The organism is Mycoavidus sp. HKI (assembly GCF_020023735.2).
Classification (GTDB): Bacteria; Pseudomonadota; Gammaproteobacteria; order Burkholderiales; family Burkholderiaceae; genus Mycoavidus.
This window is the reverse complement of record NZ_CP076444.2, coordinates 1,215,984-1,238,256: the sequence shown is the minus strand read 5'-3', so window position 1 is coordinate 1,238,256 and position 22,273 is coordinate 1,215,984. Positions and strand designations below refer to the sequence as shown.

The window sequence follows — 22,273 nt, the reverse complement described above, 5'->3', positions numbered from 1 at the left end:
GTCATTATGTTGGACGTCATCAATGGGTTGGCTAATGGATGGGTTGCTTCACATGTCATTGACAGCTTCGCACGGCACGGGGTTTTGGAGGCGATGTCAGCCCGACCGATGAGGCTCAAGAAGATCGCGTCACGCTACCGAGGCAATGCCGGGCATCTACATGCGGGTCTGCGGCTCTTGTATGAATTGGGTTGGGTGGAATGGATTGAACCGGACCGATATGGGGTGGTTGCAGGTACTAGTTTGGCACGGCAGGTACCGAGCGATCTGGCGGAATTAGTGCAACTACCGCTGACGCAAGCGCTAGCGGCTGAACACTCTGAGCAGTCTGAACATTTGCTGCGCTGGCTAGATCGCTGTAGCGCGGGATGGGGCGGAGTTGAGCCGATGGTGGTGAGCATCCTAGATGGTGCTTTGTTGACGCCATTGTTAGCACACCTGTACACATTGGGAGATGATGTACTGGAACGGACTCAACCAAGCGACATATCGGCTGCTGCGTTGCAGGCTATACGAACCTTATTTATCCAACGTGGCTGGGGGCAAATTGAGGCGGCGAGTTTTCGGTTAACGTCGGGTGGCCGAGCGTTGCTGGCGAGCAGGGGCGCTTTGGGTACGGTGGTGTCCTACACACCGATGCTTCTTCGTATTGATGATTTATTGTTTGGCAAGGCGCATACAATATTCGGTAAAAATGAACAGGGACATGAATCCCATTTCGACCGTACGGTAAATGTCATTGCCAGTGGCGTGCAACATCAAAGCCATTTTGCTGAGCTTGATACTCTCATTCTACGCATCTTCGATCAACTTCCTTTGGCAGAGCAACCCCGTTATATCGCAGATATGGGATGTGGCGACGGGCGTTTGCTGCACCGAATCTACCAGCTTATCAAAATGCGTTCAGCACGGGGGCGGGCATTGGCGGAGTATCCACTCACGCTGATCGGCGCAGACGACAACGCGTTATCACTTGAAGCCACAGGAAGAACGTTGGCTGGGTTGCCACACTTACTGGTGCGGGGAAGTATCGGAGACCCGCAGCAATTGATCACTGATTTAGCTGCTGCGGGCATCGAAGATCCAGAAAACATTTTGCATGTGCGTGCATTTTTAGACCATGAGCGCCCGTTCCTGCCGGTTGAGGATAAGAAGGTGGTACAGCGACGAGAGGGGTTGGAGTATACCGGCGTGTACGTAGCGCGCGATGGCAGTGAAATCCAGCCCGCACAGGCAGTACAAGGGTTAGTTGAGCATCTACGCCGTTGGCGCATGGCAATCTCCCGCTTTGGCCTACTCGTACTGGAGTCGCATTGTTTACAACCGAATACCGTTAAGCGCTTAAGGAATAGGACCGAAAGCGCTCATTTTGATGCCTTTAAAGCGTTTTCTGGTCAGCAGCTGGTCGAAGCTTCGGTTTTTTTAATGGCCGCAGCTGAAGTTGGCCTCTTTCCTGAACCGGGCCTGTCACGCACTTTTCCCCAGGGGCAGAACTTTACCCGCCTCTCTTTACATCGTTTAATCCCTCAGCCTTATACGATTCGTCATCCAGTACGAGCCGATCTATCTCGCCTCAAGCACCTTAACCGGATGTGCGAGCCAAGCTCCATGCGTATCTCCACAGCGGAAATAAAGCGGCGCGTGTGTGATGTTCCGCAGCAGCAAATGGTGCTGGAGTTTGCCGGACAGATTGCGGCTGTGTTGTATACGCAGCGCATTGATTCTGTCGAAGCACTGCGCAGCATAGACTATGCCGAAGTCGGGCGCTTATGCCAAGCAGAAGGCCGCTATGTGCAGCTGTTAGGATTATTTGTTGCGCCCGAGATGCATGGACGAGGGTTCAGTGATGCGCTGCTTGACTTGATGTTGGTCTATGGCTCGTTGCTTGACGGTGTAGAGGCGATCGTGGGCGTCACGCGCTGCGCTCATTATAGTCAGTATCAGGCGGAGTACAGCCTCGATCAGTATATTCAATTACGCGATGAACAGGGCCAATGGGTGGATCCGATGCTGCATTTCCATGCTTCGCATGGGGCGGTAATACGCGAGGTACTACCCGGGTTTAGGCCGGGAGACACAGATAACGAAGGGGCTGGGGTTTTAATTGAATATCGCTTGCGCTCCGAGCAGAAGACGGTCGTCGAAACCGCAGGTCCACAAGCGGTATCCACTGATACTACGCTAGCTGTCAATCAGGTTGAGCCGATTGTGCGTAGCGCTGTGATAGAGATACTGGGCAGTCAACGAGCCACAGGCTATGATCTCCAGGCGCCGTTGATGGAGATGGGGCTCAGTTCACTGGAATTGCTTGAATTAAGAAGGCGGCTGAGTACTCGCTTGGGAGAGTCGTTGCCCTCGACGTTTTTCTTTAGCTACGGAACGTCTGAGGCGGTCATTGGGTATTTTATGGCTCAGGCCACCGTTCAGTCGATGCCGCAGGCAAGCACCGCCCGTGCGACCTATGTTTCAGCGAGTGATGGCCTACAGCGGGAATCCACCCGCCAAGATGAAGTCGTCGCGATCATTGGGGTGGCCTGCCGTTTGCCAGATGGCGTGAACAACCCCGCCCAATTCTGGCAAGAATTGCTAGCGGCACGTGATGGGGTGGGTGCATTGCCCGCCAACCGGCAGTTGCTGTGGGGGAGCCAAGCAGAGCCATGTCGTTGGCAGGGGGGCTTCCTGGCCGAGGTAGAGTGCTTTGATGCGGGATTCTTTCGTATTTCGCCACGTGAGGCAGAATTATTGGATCCGCAGCAACGTTTGTTGCTAGAGGTGACTTGGGAGGCGCTAGAATCTGCTGCGATTGCGCCAGCGATGCTGCGTGGGACGCGTAGCGGGGTCTTCGTAGGCATGATGGGCAGTGACTACGAGGACGTGATTGCGCGCAATGGCAGCGAGGCGGATATTAACGCCCACTTTGCCACCGGTAATGCGTGTTCGGTGGCGGCAGGTCGTCTGTCATATTTCTTCGATTGGCAGGGTCCCGCACTCAGTATCGATACCGCTTGTAGTTCATCGCTGGTAGCGGTACACACGGCATGCCGCAGTCTGTTGGGTGGAGAGTGCACTTTGGCCTTGGCGGCTGGGGTCAATCTGTTGCTAGATGACAAACGATTTCTAGCATACGAACAGGCCGGCATGCTTTCTCCTCATGGGCGGTGCAGAACGTTCGATGCGTCGGCGGATGGGTATGTACGAGGAGAAGGCTGCGCGGCCGTGATCTTGAAGCGGTTGTCTGATGCGCAGGCCGATGGGGACCCAATTATTGCAGTGATCCGGGGCAGTGCCATCAATCAGGATGGCAGCAGCAGCGGTTTAACTGCGCCGAATCAGTTGGCGCAGCAGGCAGTGATTGAAGCAGCGCTCGTCCAGGCGGGCATCGCGCCGCACGAAATCGGTTACCTGGAGGCGCATGGGACGGGGACCAAATTAGGCGATCCAATCGAAGTCATGGCGGCGGCCCAAGTACTTGGGACCGATCGCTCAGACGATCAGCCCTTTTTAATCGGCTCGCTCAAGAGCGTAATAGGCCATCTAGAAGCCGCAGCGGGCATTGCCGGGCTCATCAAAACCATACTGTCGATGCAGCACGGAATGATTCCAGCACAGTTGCATTTTGAGACGCCGAACCCGCACATTCCTTGGGAGCGCTTGCCGGTGCGGGTCGTCACGCACACTCAGGCGTGGCCGGCGGGGCTAAAGCGAGCGGGGGTGAGTTCATTCGGCTTTAGTGGCACCAATGCGCATGTCATCGTTGAAGAATATATTTCGCCACAGAAGACAGCAACGAGGTTGAGCGGGCCAGTTATCGTGGTGCTGTCGGCTAAAAATGAAGCCCGGTTGCGGGACCAGGCGCAGCAGTTATTGGCGTACTTAGAATGCCATGCTGAGGTGAACTTGGCCGACCTGGCGTATACATTGCAGATGGGACGCGATGGACTTAGAGTGCGCTTGGCACTCGTGGTGAAGTCCGTGACTGAGCTGAAAGAACGGTTGTTGTGCTATGGGCAAGGCGAAACGCTGCAAGAGGATACCTATCAGGGTGAGCTCAAACGCAGCCAGGAGGCATTGGCAGTGTTCCGAGCCGACGAGGATTTGCAAAAGAGTATTGAAGCATGGGTCGCTAAGGGCAAACTCGGCAAGCTGGCGCAGTTGTGGGTCGAGGGATTCGATGTAGAGTGGCAGCAGTTATACGGTCCGACGACGCCGCAACGGATCAGTCTTCCGACTTATCCCTTTGCCAAGGAACGGTATTGGGTGTCGCCAACGGGAGTAAAGAATGGCTCAGAACGTCAACTGCATCCGCTGGTTCACCGGAACACGTCGTCTTTACGCCAACAATGTTTTAGTACAACGCTCACCGGCGAAGAATTTTTTCTGCGTGATCATGTGGTGCAAGGCGAACGGATTGTACCCGGGGTGGCGCAACTGGAATGGGCGCGCGCAGCGGTGATGTTGGCGGGTGAGAGCGAGCCAGGGGCGGCCAAGTCATCGATTCTATTGCAAGAGGTCACGTGGTTGCGACGCTTGGTGGTACGAGAACCACAAGAGGTGCATATTGGTCTGGCGGAAGAGGAGGATGGCCGTATTCATTTCGAGATCTATAGCGGCAGCGGGGACAAGAGGGTGGCGTACAGCCAGGGTTGGGCTCAGTTGGCCGAGGTCAGTGAAGCGCCGCAGGTAGATCTGGCCGCAATCCGAAAGCAATGTGAACAGACGTTGACAGGCGAGGCGTGTTATGTGCGATTTGCGCAACTGGGCTTAAGTTACGGTCCAAACTTCCAGGTTCTCCAAGAATTGCAGCTAGGCGATCACGTCGCGGTGGGCGCCTTGCGCGTTGCAGAGGAGCCAGCTGGCTATGCGTGGGCGCCGAATATGCTAGACGGAGCGTTGCAGGCAAGCGTAGGATTAGCGCAAGGATTGGCCGATGCGCCCCTGGCGCTGCCCTTCGCGGTGGCACAGGTCAGGCAATGGGGTGAACTGCCCACGTCGGCGTGGGCGGTGGTGCGCGCGGATGCGGATGATCATGCTGTGGTGCGTAAGTTCGACGTTGATATTGTCGATGCGAATGGACGGGTGGCGCTACGCTTAAGTGGTTTTAGTACACGCCCCCTGCATGAGGCCGCCGAGCGGGCGACAGTTGCACTACCTCAGACAGTTCTATTGGCGCCGCACTGGACGGCGCACGCTACCGCACAATCCGCACTAGCCCCCGCTTATGGAATGCAAGGAATCTTATTGTGTGAGATTGGCCAAGGTAATCCAGAGAAGCTAGCTGAACTTGCCATGGCACTGTCTGCAGCAGAGTGCGTGCAATTGAAGGAAACGGGACCGCTGGCGCAGCGCTATACGGCCTATGCAGTGCAATTACTGGAATGGATACAGAAAAAGGTGGCAGCCCATGCGAGCCATGCGCTGCTGCTACAACTGGTTGTTCCCAGCGCAGGCGAAGGCGCGGTGTTGCAAGGTCTGGGTGGCTTATTGCGTAGCGCGCAGCAGGAATACCCGCGGTTGACGTGCCAGTTGGTGATGGTAGAAGCTGAGGTATCGATGCAGCTACTGGCGCAACGGCTGCGCGCCGAAGCAGTTTCTCCCGCCCCGATGGTGCGCTATGTCGAAGGGCAACGAGAAGTTTTAGGCTTTGCGCGATTGGACAGCGAAGAGGCAGCACTGCCTTGGCGTGATAAAGGCGTTTACCTGATCACCGGCGGTTTGGGTGGACTAGGGCAGGTGTTTGCGCGGGCGATAGCACAGCAGGTACGCCATCCGGTGCTCGTGCTGACCGGACGCAGTACGTTAAAGCCGGCGCAAGAGCGCGTGTTGCAGGAATTGCAGACGCTAGGCGCGTGCGTTGCATACCGGGCGGTGGACGTGAGCGATGCCCCGGCCATGGCTGCCTTAGTGGCGGAAGTGGTGGCGCAGTACGGACAATTAAACGGCGTGATCCATAGCGCTGGGGTGTTGCGCGATGGCTTGCTGGCGCAGAAGACTGGCGAGACCGTGCGGCAGGTGTTGGCGCCGAAGGTGATGGGCTTGATGGCGTTGGATGAGGCGACGCGAGAGGTGGCGCTGGATTGGCTGATGCTGTGCTCGTCGGTGATGGGGGTATGGGGTAATGTAGGGCAGACGGACTATGCGGTGGGCAATGCTTTTTTAGATGCCTATGCACAGTATCGGATGAACCTAGTAGCGCAGGGGCAGCGCCAAGGTCGCACCGTATCGATAAGTTGGCCGTTGTGGGTCGAAGGGGGGATGCAGCTAGATGAAGCTGCCCAAGAGCGGTTGCGACGGGACACAGGACTCGAGCCATTGCCGAGTGTTGCCGGTGTGACAGCCTTATGCCAAGCACTGGCGCAGAACGCGGCGCATCTGGTGGTTGGGTATGGTACGGCATTGCACATCGTGCAACATTTGCGAGTTGCTTTTGAAGCTCCTCTATCACCCGCTGCAGAGGAGGTTCTGGATACTGAGTTGAGCGAGGTCGCAGCGGACGAGTTGCAGTTGCGGGTAGAGCACGCATTGACGGGGTTGATCTCGGCGCAGCAAAAAATTGCACGCGAAGAATTAGAGCGTGATATGCCGCTGAGAGAATTTGGTTTTGATTCAATCACGCTGACGGAGTTGGGCAATATATTGAACCAGAAGTACGGTTTGACTTTAAGTCCAACGATATTTTTTGAATATTTGACGATTGCAGCATTAGCCGCTTATCTAGCGCAGGAATACCAAGCGCTGCTCGCCCCCGCTTTTGCGACAGCGGTAGCAGTACCAGTCCGTTCAGAAGCTGGCTCTGCTCCTTCATCGTTGACGCCTTCTCGGCGTTGGCAGGGACGCACTGCGGCAGCGCTGAGGGACGATGTAAGTAGAGGAGATACGTTCAAAAATGAGCCGATTGCCGTGATTGGCATGAGTGGCTGTTTTCCGCAAGCTGAGGATATCGACGCCTTATGGGCCAACCTGCTGGCGGAGCGGGATAGCATCGGAACGTTGCCGGCCAGCCGCTGGGAGCATGGGGCGGTGCCGACGATTTCCCATGCCGGGATGATCGAGAGTATAGATGAATTTGATCCACTATTTTTTGGCATCTCGCCGCGCGAAGCGCAAGCGATGGATCCGCAGCAGCGGCTGTTGATGTTGTATGTGTATCGGGCGATTGAAGATGCGGGCTACTCGGTGCAGAGCCTGTCGGGCAGTACCACGGCGCTGCTGGTCGGGAGCGCCAGTAGCGGTTATGGGAATTTGCTCGCGCAGGCGGGCGAGACGGTAGCAGGATACAGTGCGCCAGGCATATGGGTGTCGATGGGCCCGAACCGGATGAGCTATTGGCTCAATTGGCATGGGCCGAGTGAACCGATTGATACGGCCTGCTCGAGTTCGTTGGTCGCGGTGCATCGGGCGCTGGAGTTGCTATGCAGCGGACAATGCGCTCAAGCGGTGGTGGGTGGGGTCAACACGCTGCTATCGATGGAGATACACGAGAGTTTTACCCAAGCCGGCATGTTGAGCAAAGGTGGCCGCTGCAAGACTTTCTCCGCACAGGCGGATGGCTATGTGCGCGGGGAAGGGGTTGGCATGCTCTTCCTCAAACCGCTGGCGGCGGCCGAGCGAGATGGAGACCATATTTACGGCCTGATTAAAGGCAGTGCGACTAACCATGGTGGGCGGGCCAATTCGCTGACGGCGCCGAATCCGCGCGCGCAAGCGGATCTGATTAAGGCCGCGCTGCAACAAGCGGGCGTGGAGCCGGCAACAGTCAGCTATATCGAAGCGCATGGCACCGGTACCGCATTAGGTGACCCGGTTGAGACACAAGGTCTCAAGAGCGCATTCTCAGAATTGGCCACTGAGTTGCCACTGAGGTATTGCGGCTTGGGTTCGGTGAAGAGCAATCTCGGCCACCTAGAACTGGCTGCCGGTGTGGTGGGCCTGATCAAAGTGCTGCTGCAGCTACAGCACCGGACCTTGGTTAAAAGCCTGCATTGCGAAGAACTGAATCCGTTGCTTGCTTTGGACGACAGTCCGTTCTATGTAGTGCAACACACGCAGGCATGGGAGGCCTTACGCGATCAGCAAGGGCAGGCACTGCCACGCCGAGCCGGGGTCAGTTCGTTTGGCTTTGGTGGCGTGAATGCGCATGTCATTGTTGAGGAATATGTCTGGCCCCCGAGGGCACCGACGGAATTAAGTGGGCCCGTAGTGGTGGTTCTATCGGCTAGAAACGAGGTGCAACTGGGGGAGCAGGTACAGCAGTTGCTAGCGTATCTGGAGCGCCAGGCTGAGGTGAACCTGGTCGATTTGGCGTATACGCTGCAGGTGGGACGTGACGCGCTGGGAGTCCGATTAGCACTGCTGACGACATCCATGAGTGCATTGAAGGAGCAACTATCAAGCTATGTGCGTGGTGAAGCGGCGCAAGAGGATATGTTCCAGGGTGAGGTGAAACGTGAGCAGGGCGCCTTGGCGGTGTTTCGAGCCGACGAGGATCTGCAAAGGGCGATCGAAGCATGGGTTGCTAAGGGCAAGCTTGGCAAATTGATGGAACTGTGGGTGCAGGGACTAGAGGTGGAGTGGGGGCAATTATATGGTCACACGAAGCCTAAACGGCTCAGCCTGCCGACGTATCCGTTTGCCAAAGAGCGGTATTGGGCGCCGCAGAAAGTGGCGCAAGGTGGGCTAGAACGCCATCTGCACCCGCTTGTACACCGTAACACGTCAAATTTGAGCGAGCAACGCTTTAGTACAACGCTCACGGGCGAGGAATTCTTCCTGCGCGATCATCTGGTGCGAGGTAAGCGAGTTGTGCCTGGAACTGCCCAGCTGGAGTGGGCGCGCGCGGCAGTGACGTTGGCCAGTGTTGCTGAGGTAGGCCAGGCAGTGATGCTGGAGGAAGTGACATGGTTGCACCCCCTGGTGGTAGAACAGCCGCAGGAAGTGCATATTGGTCTGGAGATGCAAGAAGACGGTCGGATTCGTTTTGAGATTTACAGCCGCAGTGGGGATGAAACGCGAGTGTACAGTCAGGGTTGGGCTCAACTCGCCGAAGTCGGTGAAGCGCCGCGAGTGGATTTGGAAGCGATACGGGAGCAATGCGAGCGGACCTTGACGAGCGATGAATGTTATGCGTGGTTTGTGCAACTGGGGTTTGGTTATGGCACGAACTTCCAGATGCTGAACGAATTGCGGGCAGGCCATCACGTCTCGGTAGGCGCCTTACGCATGGCCGCAAAGGAGCTAGCCGAATATGGGTGGGCGCCGAATGTGCTGGATGGGGCATTACAGGCGAGCTTGGTGCTGACGCAGAAGTCCGACGCACCCCTGGCGCTGCCGTTTTCATTGGCGCAGGTGAAACAATGGGGTGAACTGCCCACGCCGGCGTGGGCGGTGGTGCGCTCAGGAGTGGGCGATAGTGCGGTGGTGCGCAAGCTCGACGTTGACATTGTCGATGCCAGTGGGCGGGTGGCGTTGCGCCTAGGCGGTTTCACTACACGACCCATGCGTGCGGTCACCGAACACGCGGCAGTTGCGCCTCAGGCCGTCCTGTTGGCGCCGCACTGGACGGCGCAAGCAATGGCAAAGCCAGAGAGCGTACCGGCTTATGGGAGGCACGGGATCTTATTGGGTGAGGTGGATAAGGACAATCCAGAGAGGTTAGCTGAACTGGCGGCTGCACTTTCCCCGGCTCAGTGCGTGAGTTTGATTGGGAACGGTACGCTGGCGCAGCGCTATATGGCCTATGCGGCGCAACTATTGAAATGGATACAGAAAGAGGTCGCAGCCCATCCGAACGAGGCGCTGTTGCTCCAACTGGTGATCCCTAATGAAGGCGAAAGCGCTGTGCTGCAAGGGCTAAATGGCTTCTTGCGTAGCGCGCAGCAAGAATATCCGCGGTTGGCGTGCCAGGTGGTGGCGGTAGAGGCTGAGGTATCGATGCGGCTATTGGTGCAGCGGCTGCAAGCTGAGGCGACCTCACCGGCACCGATGGTGCGCTATGTGCAAGGGCAACGAGAGGTATTGGGCTTTACGCCATGGGAAGGTGACGATACGACATTACCATGGCGCGATGACGGCGTCTACCTGATCACCGGTGGTTTGGGTGGATTGGGGCAGGTGTTCGCCCGCGCGATGGCGCAGCAGATACGCCAGCCGGTGCTGGTGTTGACTGGGCGCAGCGCATTAAAGCCAGAGCAGGAGCACGTGCTGCAGGAGTTGCAAGCAATGGGCGCACGGGCCGTATATCGGGCAGTGGACGTGAGCGACGTCGTGGCAGTGGCTGCCTTAGTGGCAGAAGTGATCGCGCAGTATGGGCAGCTAAACGGTGTGATCCATAGCGCTGGGGTGATGCACGCAGGCTTGCTGGCACAGAAGACTGACGAGGACCTGTGGCAGGTGCTGGCGCCGAAGGTAGCGGGCTTGGTCGCCTTGGATGAGGCGACGCGGGAGGTGGCGCTGGACTGGCTGGTGTTGTGCTCGTCGGTGTCTAGCGTGTGGGGTGACGTGGGGTTGACGGATTATGCGGCGGCTAATGGTTTTCTGGACGCTTATGCGCAGTATCGGGTGAGCTTAGTGGCGCAGGGACAGCGCCAAGGCCGCACCGTATCGATAAGTTGGCCGTTATGGGCCGAAGGGGGTATGCGGCTCGATGGGACTGCCCAAGAGCTGCTGCGACGGGAGACCGGGCTAGAGGCAATGCCGAGCGCCGTCGGCGTAACGGCATTGTATCAAGCGCTAGGGCAGCCTGCAGCGCATGTGTTCGTGGGATATGGTGCAGAGGCCCGTATGCTGCAACGGATGCAGGCTGCTTGCGCTACACCGCGGCTGCAGCTCGCTGCTGTGGCGGCACCATCGGGACCAGACCCTGACTTGATAGAGCTCGCGCAGCGCTTTCTAACCGGTTTATTAGCTAAGAGTCTGAAACTGCCGGTGCAGCGCATTGACGCGCAAGCCCCACTCGAGGAATATGGGATCGATTCAGTGATGGTGGTTGCGTTAACGACTGAACTGGAAAAGTCTTTTGGGTCGCTCTCAAAGACGCTGTTCTTCGAATACCAGAGTATTGCTGCCTTGACGCACTACTTTTTGCAACAACGGCGCACACAGCTCATGGCCCTGCTTAAGCAAGAGAGTCAGCCACAACCTGCTGCGGCATCTCCGCTTGCTGCGGTGTCTCCGGTTCCAGCCAGCCGTCCCCGTAGGCGCTTGCAGCGCGACTTTGAGAGTGAGAAAGGGCAAGCCACAGGCAAGGGTGCACAGGATATCGCTATCATTGGTCTGAGTGGCCGCTATCCACAGACCAATACCTTGGAAGCGTTTTGGAACAATCTGGTGCAAGGGGTCGACTGTATCACTGAGATTCCGCCTGAACGCTGGGACTGGCAAGACCACTTTGAGCCACATAAAGGCCGGCCGGGCAAGAGCTACAGCAAGTGGGGTGGATTTATCGATGGCATGGATGAATTTGATCCGCGGTTTTTTGGGATTTCGCCACGCGAGGCGGAAATCATGGATCCGCAGGAGCGTTTATTCCTGCAATGCGCATATAGCGCGATTGAGGATGCGGGCTATACCCGGGCGAACCTGGCGGGTGCACCGACGGATGCTCTGGAGCAGGCCGCAGCAATCGGAGTATTTGTTGGCGTGATGTATGAGGAATATCAGTTGCACGGTACCCACCAGGCTCCAGGACTGGGATTATTCGGCAGTGTAGCCTCAATCGCCAACCGTATTTCATACTATTGCAATTTCCATGGCCCAAGCTTGGGCATAGATACGATGTGCTCGTCCTCGCTGACAGCGATCCATCTAGCGTGCGAGAACCTGCGGCATGGTGGTTGTGAAGTGGCGCTGGCCGGCGGCGTCAATGTGACGGTACATCCGAACAAATATGTGTTCCTCTCGCGGCTGCAGCTGCTCTCGAGCGAAGGACGTTGCACTAGCTTTGGCGCGGGTGGAGACGGTTATGTGCCAGGCGAAGGGGTGGGCGTAGTGGTACTTAAGCCGCTGGCGCAGGCGGTTGAAGATGGGGACCATATCTATGGCGTGATTAAGGGCAGCGCGATCAACCACGGTGGTAAAACGAATGGATATACGGTACCTAATCCCAATGCACAAGCCGAGGTGATCGGGCAGGCAATCCAACAGGCAGGGGTGCATCCACGGGCGATTAGTTATTTAGAAGCACACGGTACCGGCACGGCTCTCGGGGATCCGATCGAAATCACCGGCTTGAGCAAAGCATTTGGCGCTTATACCCAGGACACGCAGTATTGTGCGATTGGTTCAGCGAAATCGAACATAGGCCATTGCGAGAGCGCGGCAGGGATTGCGGGTCTTACCAAGGTCCTACTGCAGATGCAGCATGGCCAACTGGTCAAGAGCCTGCACAGCGAAACTCTGAATCCGTATATTGCGTTTGAGTCAACGCCATTTAAGGTACAGCGGGAATTAAGCGAATGGCCAAGACCGGTGCTCAATCTAGATGGCCAGGAGCGGGAATATCCTCGGCTGGCAGGTCTCTCTTCGTTCGGAGCAGGGGGCTCGAACGCGCATGTCATTATTGAAGAGTATGTGGGGCCGCAAAGAGCGCCGACGGTGGTGAATGGACCCGTAGTAGTGGTGCTATCGGCCAGGAGTGAGGGACAGCTACAGGAGCAGGTGCAGCAGTTACTGACTTATCTGGAGCGTCAGGTTGAGGTGAATTTAGCTGACTTAGCGTATACGCTCCAGGTGGGACGCGAGGCGCTGGGCGTTCGATTGGCGCTCGTGACAAGTTCCATCGGCGTGCTGAAAGAGCAGCTATCAGGCTACGCGCGTGGCGAGGTAGCGCAAGAGGACACGTTCAATGGTGAGGTGAAACACGAGCAGGGGACCTTGTCGGTATTCCGTGCTAATGAGGAATTGCAGGAAGCGATCGGTAAGTGGCTTGCTCGCGGCAAGTTGGGCGAGCTGGCACAGTTGTGGGTGCAGGGGCTGGAGGTCAAGTGGGCGCAGTTATATGGCGCAGTGAAGCCGCAGCGGATCAGTTTACCGACGTATCCGTTTGCTAAGGAGCGGTATTGGATTCCGCAAACGGTGGTGCAAGGTGGGCCAGAACGTCAACTGCATCCGCTGGTCCACCGGAACACGTCAAATTTGAGTGAGCAGCGTTTCAGTACGATGCTCACGGGTGAGGAATTTTTCCTGTGCGATCACGTCGTGCGAGGTCAGCGGGTGGTGCCTGGAGCGGCCCAATTGGAGTGGGCGCGCGCGGCGGTGACATTGGCTAGCGATGACGAGGGCGGGACAACAGCGTTATCGGTTTTGCTGCAGGAGGTGACGTGGCTGCGTCCACTGGTGGTTACCCAGCCGCAGGAGGTGCATATCGGGCTGGAGAGGCAGGAAGACGGTCGGATTGACTTTGAGATCTACAGCGGCCGTGGCGATGAAGCGGTGGTGTATAGCCAAGGTTGGGCCCGGCTGGTCGCAGTGGATGAGGCGCCGCAGGTGAATTTGGAGGCAGTGCGAGGTCAATGTGAGCAGACGTTGGCAGGGGAGGCGTGTTATGCGCGGTTTGTGCAGCTGGGTTTAGGTTACGGTCCAAGCTTCCAAGTTCTGCACGAATTGCAGGTAGGTCATAACGTAGTGCTGGGCACATTGCGCCTACCCAGCGAGAGTCCAGTAGGGTATGAGTGGGCGCCTAATTTGTTAGACGCGGCATTGCAGACCAGCATGGGACTGACGCAAGATGAGACTGATGCATCCCTGGCACTGCCGTTTGCGGTGGCGCAGGTGAAGCAATGGGGCGAGATACCTACGCCGGCATGGGCGGTGGTGCGCCCGAGTGCAGAGGATAGCTCGGCAATCCGCAAGCTTGATGTCGATATCGTCGGTGCAAGTGGGCAGGTGGCGCTACGCTTAAGTGGTTTTAGTGTACGGCCGGTGCATGAAGTTGCTGGGCATGCCGTGGCTATACCTGAGACCATACTCCTTGCGCCGCAATGGACGGTGCAACCCGCTAACGCGCAACCCGCGGCCGTATCCGCTAGGGTACACCGAATCTTATTGTGCGAGGTGGGCAAGGATGGTCCAGAGAAGAGCGCTGAACTAGCTGCTGAGCTCTCTGCGGCCCAGTGCGTGCAGCTGACAGAAACGGGTTCGCTGGCGCAGCGCTATACGGCCTATGCGTTGCAATTGCTGGCGCGGATACAGCAAGAGGTCGCTGCCTATCCGAGTGAGGCACTGTTGTTCCAACTGATTGTCCCGAGCGAAGGCGAAGGCGCAGTCATGCAGGGGCTGGGCGGCTTATTGCGCAGTGCACAGCAAGAATATCCGCGCTTGGCGTGTCAAGTAGTGGCGGTGGAGGCGGGGGTATCGATGCCAGTATTGGCGCAGCGGCTGCGAGTCGAGGCGGCATCCCCGGTGCCGGTGGTGCGCTATGTGCAAGGGCAACGAGAGGTGTTGAGCTATGCGCGTTTGGCAAGCGAAGAGCCGACACTGCCATGGCGTGACGAGGGCGTCTACTTGATCACAGGTGGTTTGGGTGGATTGGGGCAGGTATTCGCTCGCGCGATGGCGCAGCAGGTTCGCCATCCAGTGCTGGTGCTCACCGGGCGCAGCGCATTAAAGCCGGCGCAGGAGCTTGTGCTGCAGGAGTTGCAGGCGCTGGGCGCGCGGGTCGCGTACCGATCAGTGGACGTGAGCGATGTGGCGGCAGTGTCGGCCTTAGTGGTCGAAATTGAGGCGCAGTATGGGCCACTGAACGGAGTGATCCATAGCGCTGGGGTCTTGCGCGACAGTTTGTTGGCGCAAAAGAGCGGTGAGAGCCTACAGCAGGTGTTGGCGCCAAAGGTGGCGGGCCTGATGGCATTAGATGAAGCGACGCAAGACATGGCGCTGGACTGGCTGATAGTGTGCTCGTCAGTGGCGAGTGTGTTTGGCAATGTGGGGCAGACGGATTATGCGGCTGGTAATGGCTTTCTGGATAGCTATGCGCAGTACCGATCGGGCCTAGTGGCGCAGGGACAGCGCCAAGGCCGCACTGTATCGGTGAGTTGGCCGTTGTGGGCCGAAGGGGGTATGCAGCTAGATGCGGCTGCTCAAGAGCGGCTGCGGCGGGACACAGGATTAGAGCCATTGCCGAGTGCTGCCGGTGTGACAACCCTATACCAAGCACTGGCGCAGAACACTGCGCATGTGGTGGTCGGGTACGGTGCTGCCGCGCGCATCCTGAACCAACTGCGGGTTGCATGTGAAGCACCGCTATCGTTTGCTGCGAAGTTTGTTGTGGACACTGAGTTGAGCGAGTTCGCCGGAGACGAATTGCAGTCGCGGGTAGAGTACGCATTGACAGGATTGATCTCGGCCCAGCTAAAAATTGCGCGAGAGGAATTAGAGCGTGATACGCCGCTGAGCGAATTTGGTTTTGAGTCGATTACGCTGACAGAGTTTGGCAACGCCTTGCACCAGAAATATGGTTTGGCCCTGAGTCCAACAATATTCTTCGAGTATTCGACGATCGCAGCACTGGCGGGCTATCTGCTGCGGGAACACCGAGCAGTACTCGCACCCGCGTTTGCGGCAACCGTAAAGACGCCCATTCGTTCCGCTGGCGGAGTTGTTCCCGTGCCGCTTCCCCCTACTACTCGGCGCCGACGGGGCGGCGTTGCAACAGCGCCATTACAGGTAGAGGTGAGCGGGCGTGATCCGCTCAAGAACGAGCCGATCGCGGTGATCGGCATGAGCGGATGTTTCCCGCAAGCCGAGGATATTGATGCCTTGTGGACTAACCTGCTGGCGGAGCGGGACAGCATCGGAGCGTTACCGTCCGACCGCTGGCAGCGTAGCGTGGCGCCGGTGATGTGCCATGCCGGCATCATCGAAGGCATAGACGAATTTGATCCGCTCTTTTTTGGCATCTCGCCGCGCGAAGCGCAAGCAATGGATCCGCAGCAGCGGCTGCTGATGCTCTATGTGTACCGGGTGATCGAGGACGCGGGCTATTCGGTGCAGAGTTTATCGGGCAGTGATACGGCGCTGCTGGTCGGGACGATGAGCAGCGGTTATGGGCAGTTGCTGGCCCAAGCGGGTGAGACAGTGGCGGGGTATAGCGCAGCGGGATTAGTGGGCTCGATGGGGCCGAACCGGATGAGCTATTGGTTAAATTGGCATGGGCCGAGTGAACCCATCGAGACGGCATGCTCAAGTTCTCTGGTCGCGGTGCATCGGACGTTGGAGTTGCTCCGTAGCGGGCAATGCGCGCAGGCGGTCGTAGGTGGAGTCAACACGCTGCTGTCGCTTGAGGCGCACGAGAGTTTTGCCCAGGCGGGCATGTTGAGCAAGGATGGGCGCTGCAAGACTTTCTCTGCGCAGGCCGATGGTTATGTACGTGGAGAAGGGGTGGGGATGTTATTCCTCAAACCGCTGTCGGCTGCGGAACGTGATGGCGATCACATTTATGGCCTCATCAAAGGCAGCGCAACTAACCATGGTGGGCGAGCGAATTCGTTGACAGCGCCAAACCCGCGAGCGCAGGCGGATCTGATCAAGGCCGCGTTGCAACAAGCCGGCGTAGAGCCAGAAACGGTGAGCTATATCGAGGCGCACGGCACAGGTACCTCATTAGGCGATCCAATCGAGGCGCAGGGTCTCAAGAGCGCATTCGCTGAGTTGGGCGCAGGGTTGCCGGTGGCGTATTGCGGCTTAGGTTCGGTGAAGAGCAATATCGGACACTTGGAACTGGCCGCCGGTGTGGCTGGTCTGATCAAAGTACTATTGCAATTGCAGCACCAGACCTTGGTCAAAAGCTTGCACTGCGAGGAACTAAACCCGCTGCTTGCTTTGAGCGACAGTCCATTCTATGTGGTGCAGCAAGCCTGCGCTTGGGAAGCCTTACGAGATCGACAAGGGCAGGCGTTGCCACGCCGCGCGGGAGTGAGTTCGTTTGGCTTTGGTGGCGTGAATGCGCATGTTATCGTTGAGGAATATGTGGCGCCACAGAAGGCTCCGACGGTGGTGAGCGGACCGGTAGTTGTATTGCTATCGGCCAGGAGTGAGGAGCGACTGAGGGATCAGGCGCAGCAGTTGCTGGCCTATCTGGAGCGCCAGGCTGAGGTGAACCTGGCTGACTTGGCGTATACGCTACAAGTGGGGCGCGAGGCGCTGGGGGTGAGATTGGCGCTGCTGACGACATCCATGAGTACGCTGAAGGAGCAACTATCAGGCTATGTACGTGGCGAGGCAGCGCAAGAGGATACGTTCCATGGTGAGGCGAAACGCGAACACGATACCTTGGCGGTATTCCGGGCCGATGAGGAATTTCAAGAAGTAATCAGTAAGTGGATGGCCCTTGGCAAAGTGGGCAAACTGGCTCAATTATGGATGCAGGGGCTGGAGGTGAAGTGGGCGCAGTTATATGGCGCAGTGAAGCCGCAGCGGATCAGTCTACCGACCTATCCGTTCGCTAAGGAGCGGTACTGGGTGTCGCAAGGACTGGAGCTGGCAACAGTGACCGGAGCGGAGTTTTTGCTGCACCCACTGATCCACCGTAATACGTCGGACTTAATTGAGCAGCGCTATAGCACGACTCTGACGGGGGAGGAGTGGTTTCTGCGTGATCATGTGGTGCGCGGTGAGCGGATCGTGCCAGGGGCGGTGCAACTAGAGTGGGCGCGTGCGGCGGTGGCGTTGGCTAGCCGCATGGACGCGGAGCAAACGGTTATTTTGGAAACGGTGGCATGGTTGCGCCCGCTGAAAGTTTTAGACGTGCTGGAGGTCCATATCAGCCTGGAAGTGCAGGAGGATGGCCAGATTGCCTTTGAGATGTATAGCGGCAATGATGACGAAACGGTCGTGTATAGCCGCGGCACAGCGCGGCTTGCCGAAGTGCGTGACGCGCCGCGGGTAGATCTGGCGACGCTGCTTGGGCAATGCAGTCAGACGTTAACGTCTGCGGTGTGCTATGCCCGCTTTGCGCATCTGGGCTTGGAGTATGGCGCAAGCTTCCAAGTGTTAAGCGCCTTACAGGTGGGTCCGAACGTGGTGGTAGGATCGTTGCGTTTGCCGGGCAAGGCCGCGGGAGGCTATACCTGGCTGCCTCAACTCTTGGACGGAGCGCTGCAAACGAGCCTGGGGCTGACGCAGGACGAGAGTCTGGCATTATCGTTTGCAGTTGAACAAGTAAGGCAGTGGGGCGAAGTGCCAACCGAGGCATGGGCTGTGGTGCGGCCGCGGGAGGGTGAGAGTGCAACCATGCACACGCTGGACATCGACATCGCTGACGCAAGTGGCATCGTAGCATTGCGCTTGAGCGGTTGCAGTATACGTATTGTGCAGGATAGCGTGGAGCGTGAGATCGCTGTGCCACAGACGGTAATTAAAGCTCCTTTAGCACCGAGCGTAGCACTGCCGCCGGCTACTGAGAGTGTGCTGCCGCCGGTGACGCAGCATGACCTAATGGATCTCGATGCGCGCTTGGCCCAGTTGCTGCAAGCGCAATTGGATAGCGTTGGCGGGTTCGCAGCAAACGCTCAACCGAGTGCACCCTACGCGCGCTGGTGGCAGCACAGTCGACGCTTGTTGGCCGAACGGGGACTGCCGATGCAAGCAGCGCCAGATCCATCCGTATTATGGGCTCAGTGGGATGCGTATCGTGACGCTGTACAGAATGATCCAGCACTCAGTGCTCAGATTCGTTTGGTCGATGCAGCGCTGCGAGCGTTACCGTCCGTGCTACGCGGCGACACGCTCGCGACAGAGGTGCTGTTCCCACAAGGACAGTTGGCTTTAGTTGAAGGGGTATACCACGATCACCCGGTCGCGGACTACTTTAATACCGTGCTGGCTGAACGCTTAATGACGTATGTACAGGCACGGCGACAGACTGACCCGATGACACCATACCGCATTTTGGAAATCGGTGCGGGTACGGGCGGAACCAGCATGGCACTGTTTAAACAGTTAGCGCCGTATGCGTTGCAGATCGAGGAATATGCCTACACGGATGTATCGCCCGCTTTCTTGCTACATGCGCAGGAGCGCCATGTGGCGCAGGCTCCCTATCTACGCACACAACGCTTAGACATCGAGCGCTCGCCGCTGGAGCAAGGATTTGAGCTAGGGCGCTATGACGTGGTGTTGGCAACCAACGTGCTGCACGCCACGCGCGATATTCGGCGCACGGTACGCCATGCTAAGGCCCTGCTTAAGGACAATGGCTTGTTGTTACTCAACGAACTGACGAATACAGGCCTCTTTGCGCATTTGACGTTTGGGCTGTTGGACGGCTGGTGGCTGGCTGAGGACCAAGAATTGCGGATAACGGGTACCCCGGCGTTGGCGCCGTCAACGTGGCGGCAAGTGTTGGAGGCTGAGGGCTTCGGTGCGCTCCAATTTCCTGCTGAAGCAGCACACGACTTAGGCCAGCAAATTGTGGTCGCGGTGAGTGATGGCCAGGTGCAACCGCAGTGTAGTGAGGTACCGCTGACCTCAGCGCATGCACCCATCAGAACCGTGAGTCAGGTAACGATGTCTCAAACGATGTTGTTAGCACCGCGTTGGAAGGCGCGAACACTAATCCCCTCTGCCGATTTACCAACGTACGCGGTGCACGGAGTATTGCTGTGTGAGGTAGGTACGCGTGATGCATCGATAGTTGAAGTGTTCACCACCACACTACCATTAGCGCAGTGCGAACGATTGACGGCAACCGGCACGCTGGCCGAGCGCTATGTCTGCTACGCTCAAAAGGTGGTGGCGTGGCTGCAGCGGCAAGTTGCAACGCATCCGGGAGCGTCGTTGTTTTTGCAACTGGTCACCCCTAACGCGGATGAAGGCGCGGTATTGCAAGGGTTAAGCGGGTTACTGCGCAGCGCACAGCAGGAATACCCGCAGCTGGTGGCTCAAATAGTGGCGGTGGACGTCGACGCACCAGCGTTAGTACTGGCGCAATGGCTGCAGGCCGAAGCGGCTGCGCCGACACCGATGGTGCGTTATGCGCAAGGACGCCGTGAGGTCTGGGATTTTGAGGACTTGGACACAACGAACACCGTTGAGACAGTATTACCCTGGCGTGCTAGAGGAGTCTACTTGATTACTGGCGGCTTGGGCGGTTTGGGGCAGATCTTCGCGCGGGCGAGTGCACAAGTCTGTGATCCGGTGCTCATACTGGCCGGAAGAAGTGTGTTGCAGCCGGCATACGAAGAGGTGCTGGAAGCATTACGCGCCTTGGGCGCGCGCGTGGTATACCGGACGCTGGACGTGGGCGATGCAGTAGCGGTGACGGCCCTAATCGCAGACATTATGGCCGAGTATGGAGCACTGAATGGCGTTATTCATAGTGCAGGGGTACTGCGCGACGGTCTACTGGCGACCAAGACGGCGCAAGCATTGCAGGAGGTGCTGATACCTAAGGTAGATGGATTGGTGGCGCTGGATGAGGCAACCCGAGACATCGATTTGGACTGGCTGGTACTGTGCTCGTCGCTGGTGACCGTGTTGGGTAATGTAGGGGTGACCGACTATGCGGCGGGCAATGGCTTTCTGGATGCTTATGCGCAATACAGGGAGGGCCTGGTACGTCAGGGCTTACGGCATGGCCGCACCCTTTCGGTGGGCTGGCCGTTATGGGCCGACGGTGGCATGCAACTGGATACAGCCACCCAAGAGCGCATGCGGCAAGTGATGGGGATGGAGGCGTTACCTAGTGAGGCAGGTATTAGCGTTCTGTATCGAGCGTTGCATCAGGCGGCAGCACATGTGGTGGTGGGGTATGGCGATCGAACCCGTATGCTGCAACATGTGCAAACCGGATACGGAGCGCCGATGTCGGCGCGGTCTAAAAAAACAGCAGTGATAGACTCCGAGCGGACTAAAATCGTCTCGAACGAGCTACAAGTGCGAGTGGAGCATGCTCTGACAGAGTTAATCGCGGCCCAATTGAAGATTGCGCGAGAGGAACTGAAACGAGATATCCCTCTGAGTGAATTTGGTTTTGACTCGATCCTATTATCAGGCTTTAGCAGCGTGCTGAATCGCACCTACGGCCTCAAATTGAGTCTCACCGTGTTCTTCGAGTACCGGACGATTGCGGCGTTAGCGGAATATCTGACGCGAGAGCAGGCGGCCGTTATGGCGAAATCGCTTGCGGCGATGGTCGACGTCCAGGCCGATGCCGGCGAAAGGGCGGTGCTGGTGGTGCCAGCTTCTTGGCGCGGACGCAAGCGCCTGCCTCTTGCCAGCCCAATGACCGCTGTCGCTCCCGCCGTGCCAAGCCGAACCTCTCAGACCACCGTACCCACAGCGTACATCTCACTTGATCCGGAGCTGGCGAAGGTTGGCTCGATTCGCTCCCTGAATGAGCGTCAGCGGCTTTTTGCAGGAGAACTCGAGCGTCTTGACAAAAGGTTATGCCCTATCAGCATAGGAGCGCTGTCAGAAGCGCTGGCTCCTTATGCTAATCAGTTCGAAGTTGCCGAAGATCTAGCGGGAGATTTGTGGATTTTCATCCAGACTGGCCCCGGCAATACATTTAACTTGGCTAGTCTAAAGGCATTGCTTGGGGTCTTCACAGCGATCCGTGACTTCGCAGATTTTTCTCGGACGAGGTTTATTTATTTCTCCCATCGTGGCAAGCATTTTTCGCTAGGTGGGGACCGAAAGTCCTTTCTCGACGGCGTCCAACGTAGTGATACCGATGCGATCATTGAGCTTGGCGAGACCTATAAGTCGGTCTTAGACATCCTAGCCGTTTTACCCTGTCTAATCATCGGGGCGGTCTACGGCAGCGCCCAAGGGGGAGGGATGGAACTCTTAATGATGACCGATCTCCAGTTCGTCTGGCCAGGTCTGAAAATGGGCTTACCCGAATCGCGCTCAGGCTTGATCGCCGGCATGGGAGGTATGAGCTATCTGAGTTCGGTAATCGGTCCGGTTCGTGCGTTGCGTTTAAATGTGACGGGGGAACTTATCTCGAGCGAGACAGCCGTATCTTACGGGTTGATCTCGCACTTGAGCGAGAGCCCTTTTTCCGATGCGCTGGCTTTGCGGGATGCAGACTTTGACCTTGACGCTGCGATCGCTGCCCGGAAGGTTATCACGGGGTCGAAATACGAAATCCTCAAGAAAGACCTTGATGTCTTTTGCAGCTTTCTTTGCAGTGGAACCTTTCTGGCAAGGCAGAGCAGAATCCATGCAGATTTTGAGGTAATCGAAACAATGAATGCGTTGCCGTGAGCCGAAAGTGTGGTAATTGGCCTGTCTTATACTCGCAGTCATCATCGAAAACGAATGTATACTTCTTTAC

Annotated in this window: 1 protein-coding gene; it reads left to right on the top strand. The window is 57.4% G+C overall.

From position 1 onward, the window contains the following. Positions 1-6 precede the first annotated feature (6 nt). On the top strand, positions 7-22,203 hold the full coding sequence (locus KMZ15_RS04755) for an SDR family NAD(P)-dependent oxidoreductase (protein WP_223691130.1): 22,197 nt from the start codon (positions 7-9) through the stop codon (positions 22,201-22,203). Positions 22,204-22,273: the final 70 nt, after the last annotated feature.

Bases quoted from the DNA above. Each gene is read 5' to 3' on its own strand.
- KMZ15_RS04755 (WP_223691130.1), top strand. From the start codon at position 7: ATGTTGGACGTCATCAATGGGTTGGCTAATGGATGGGTTGCTTCACAT.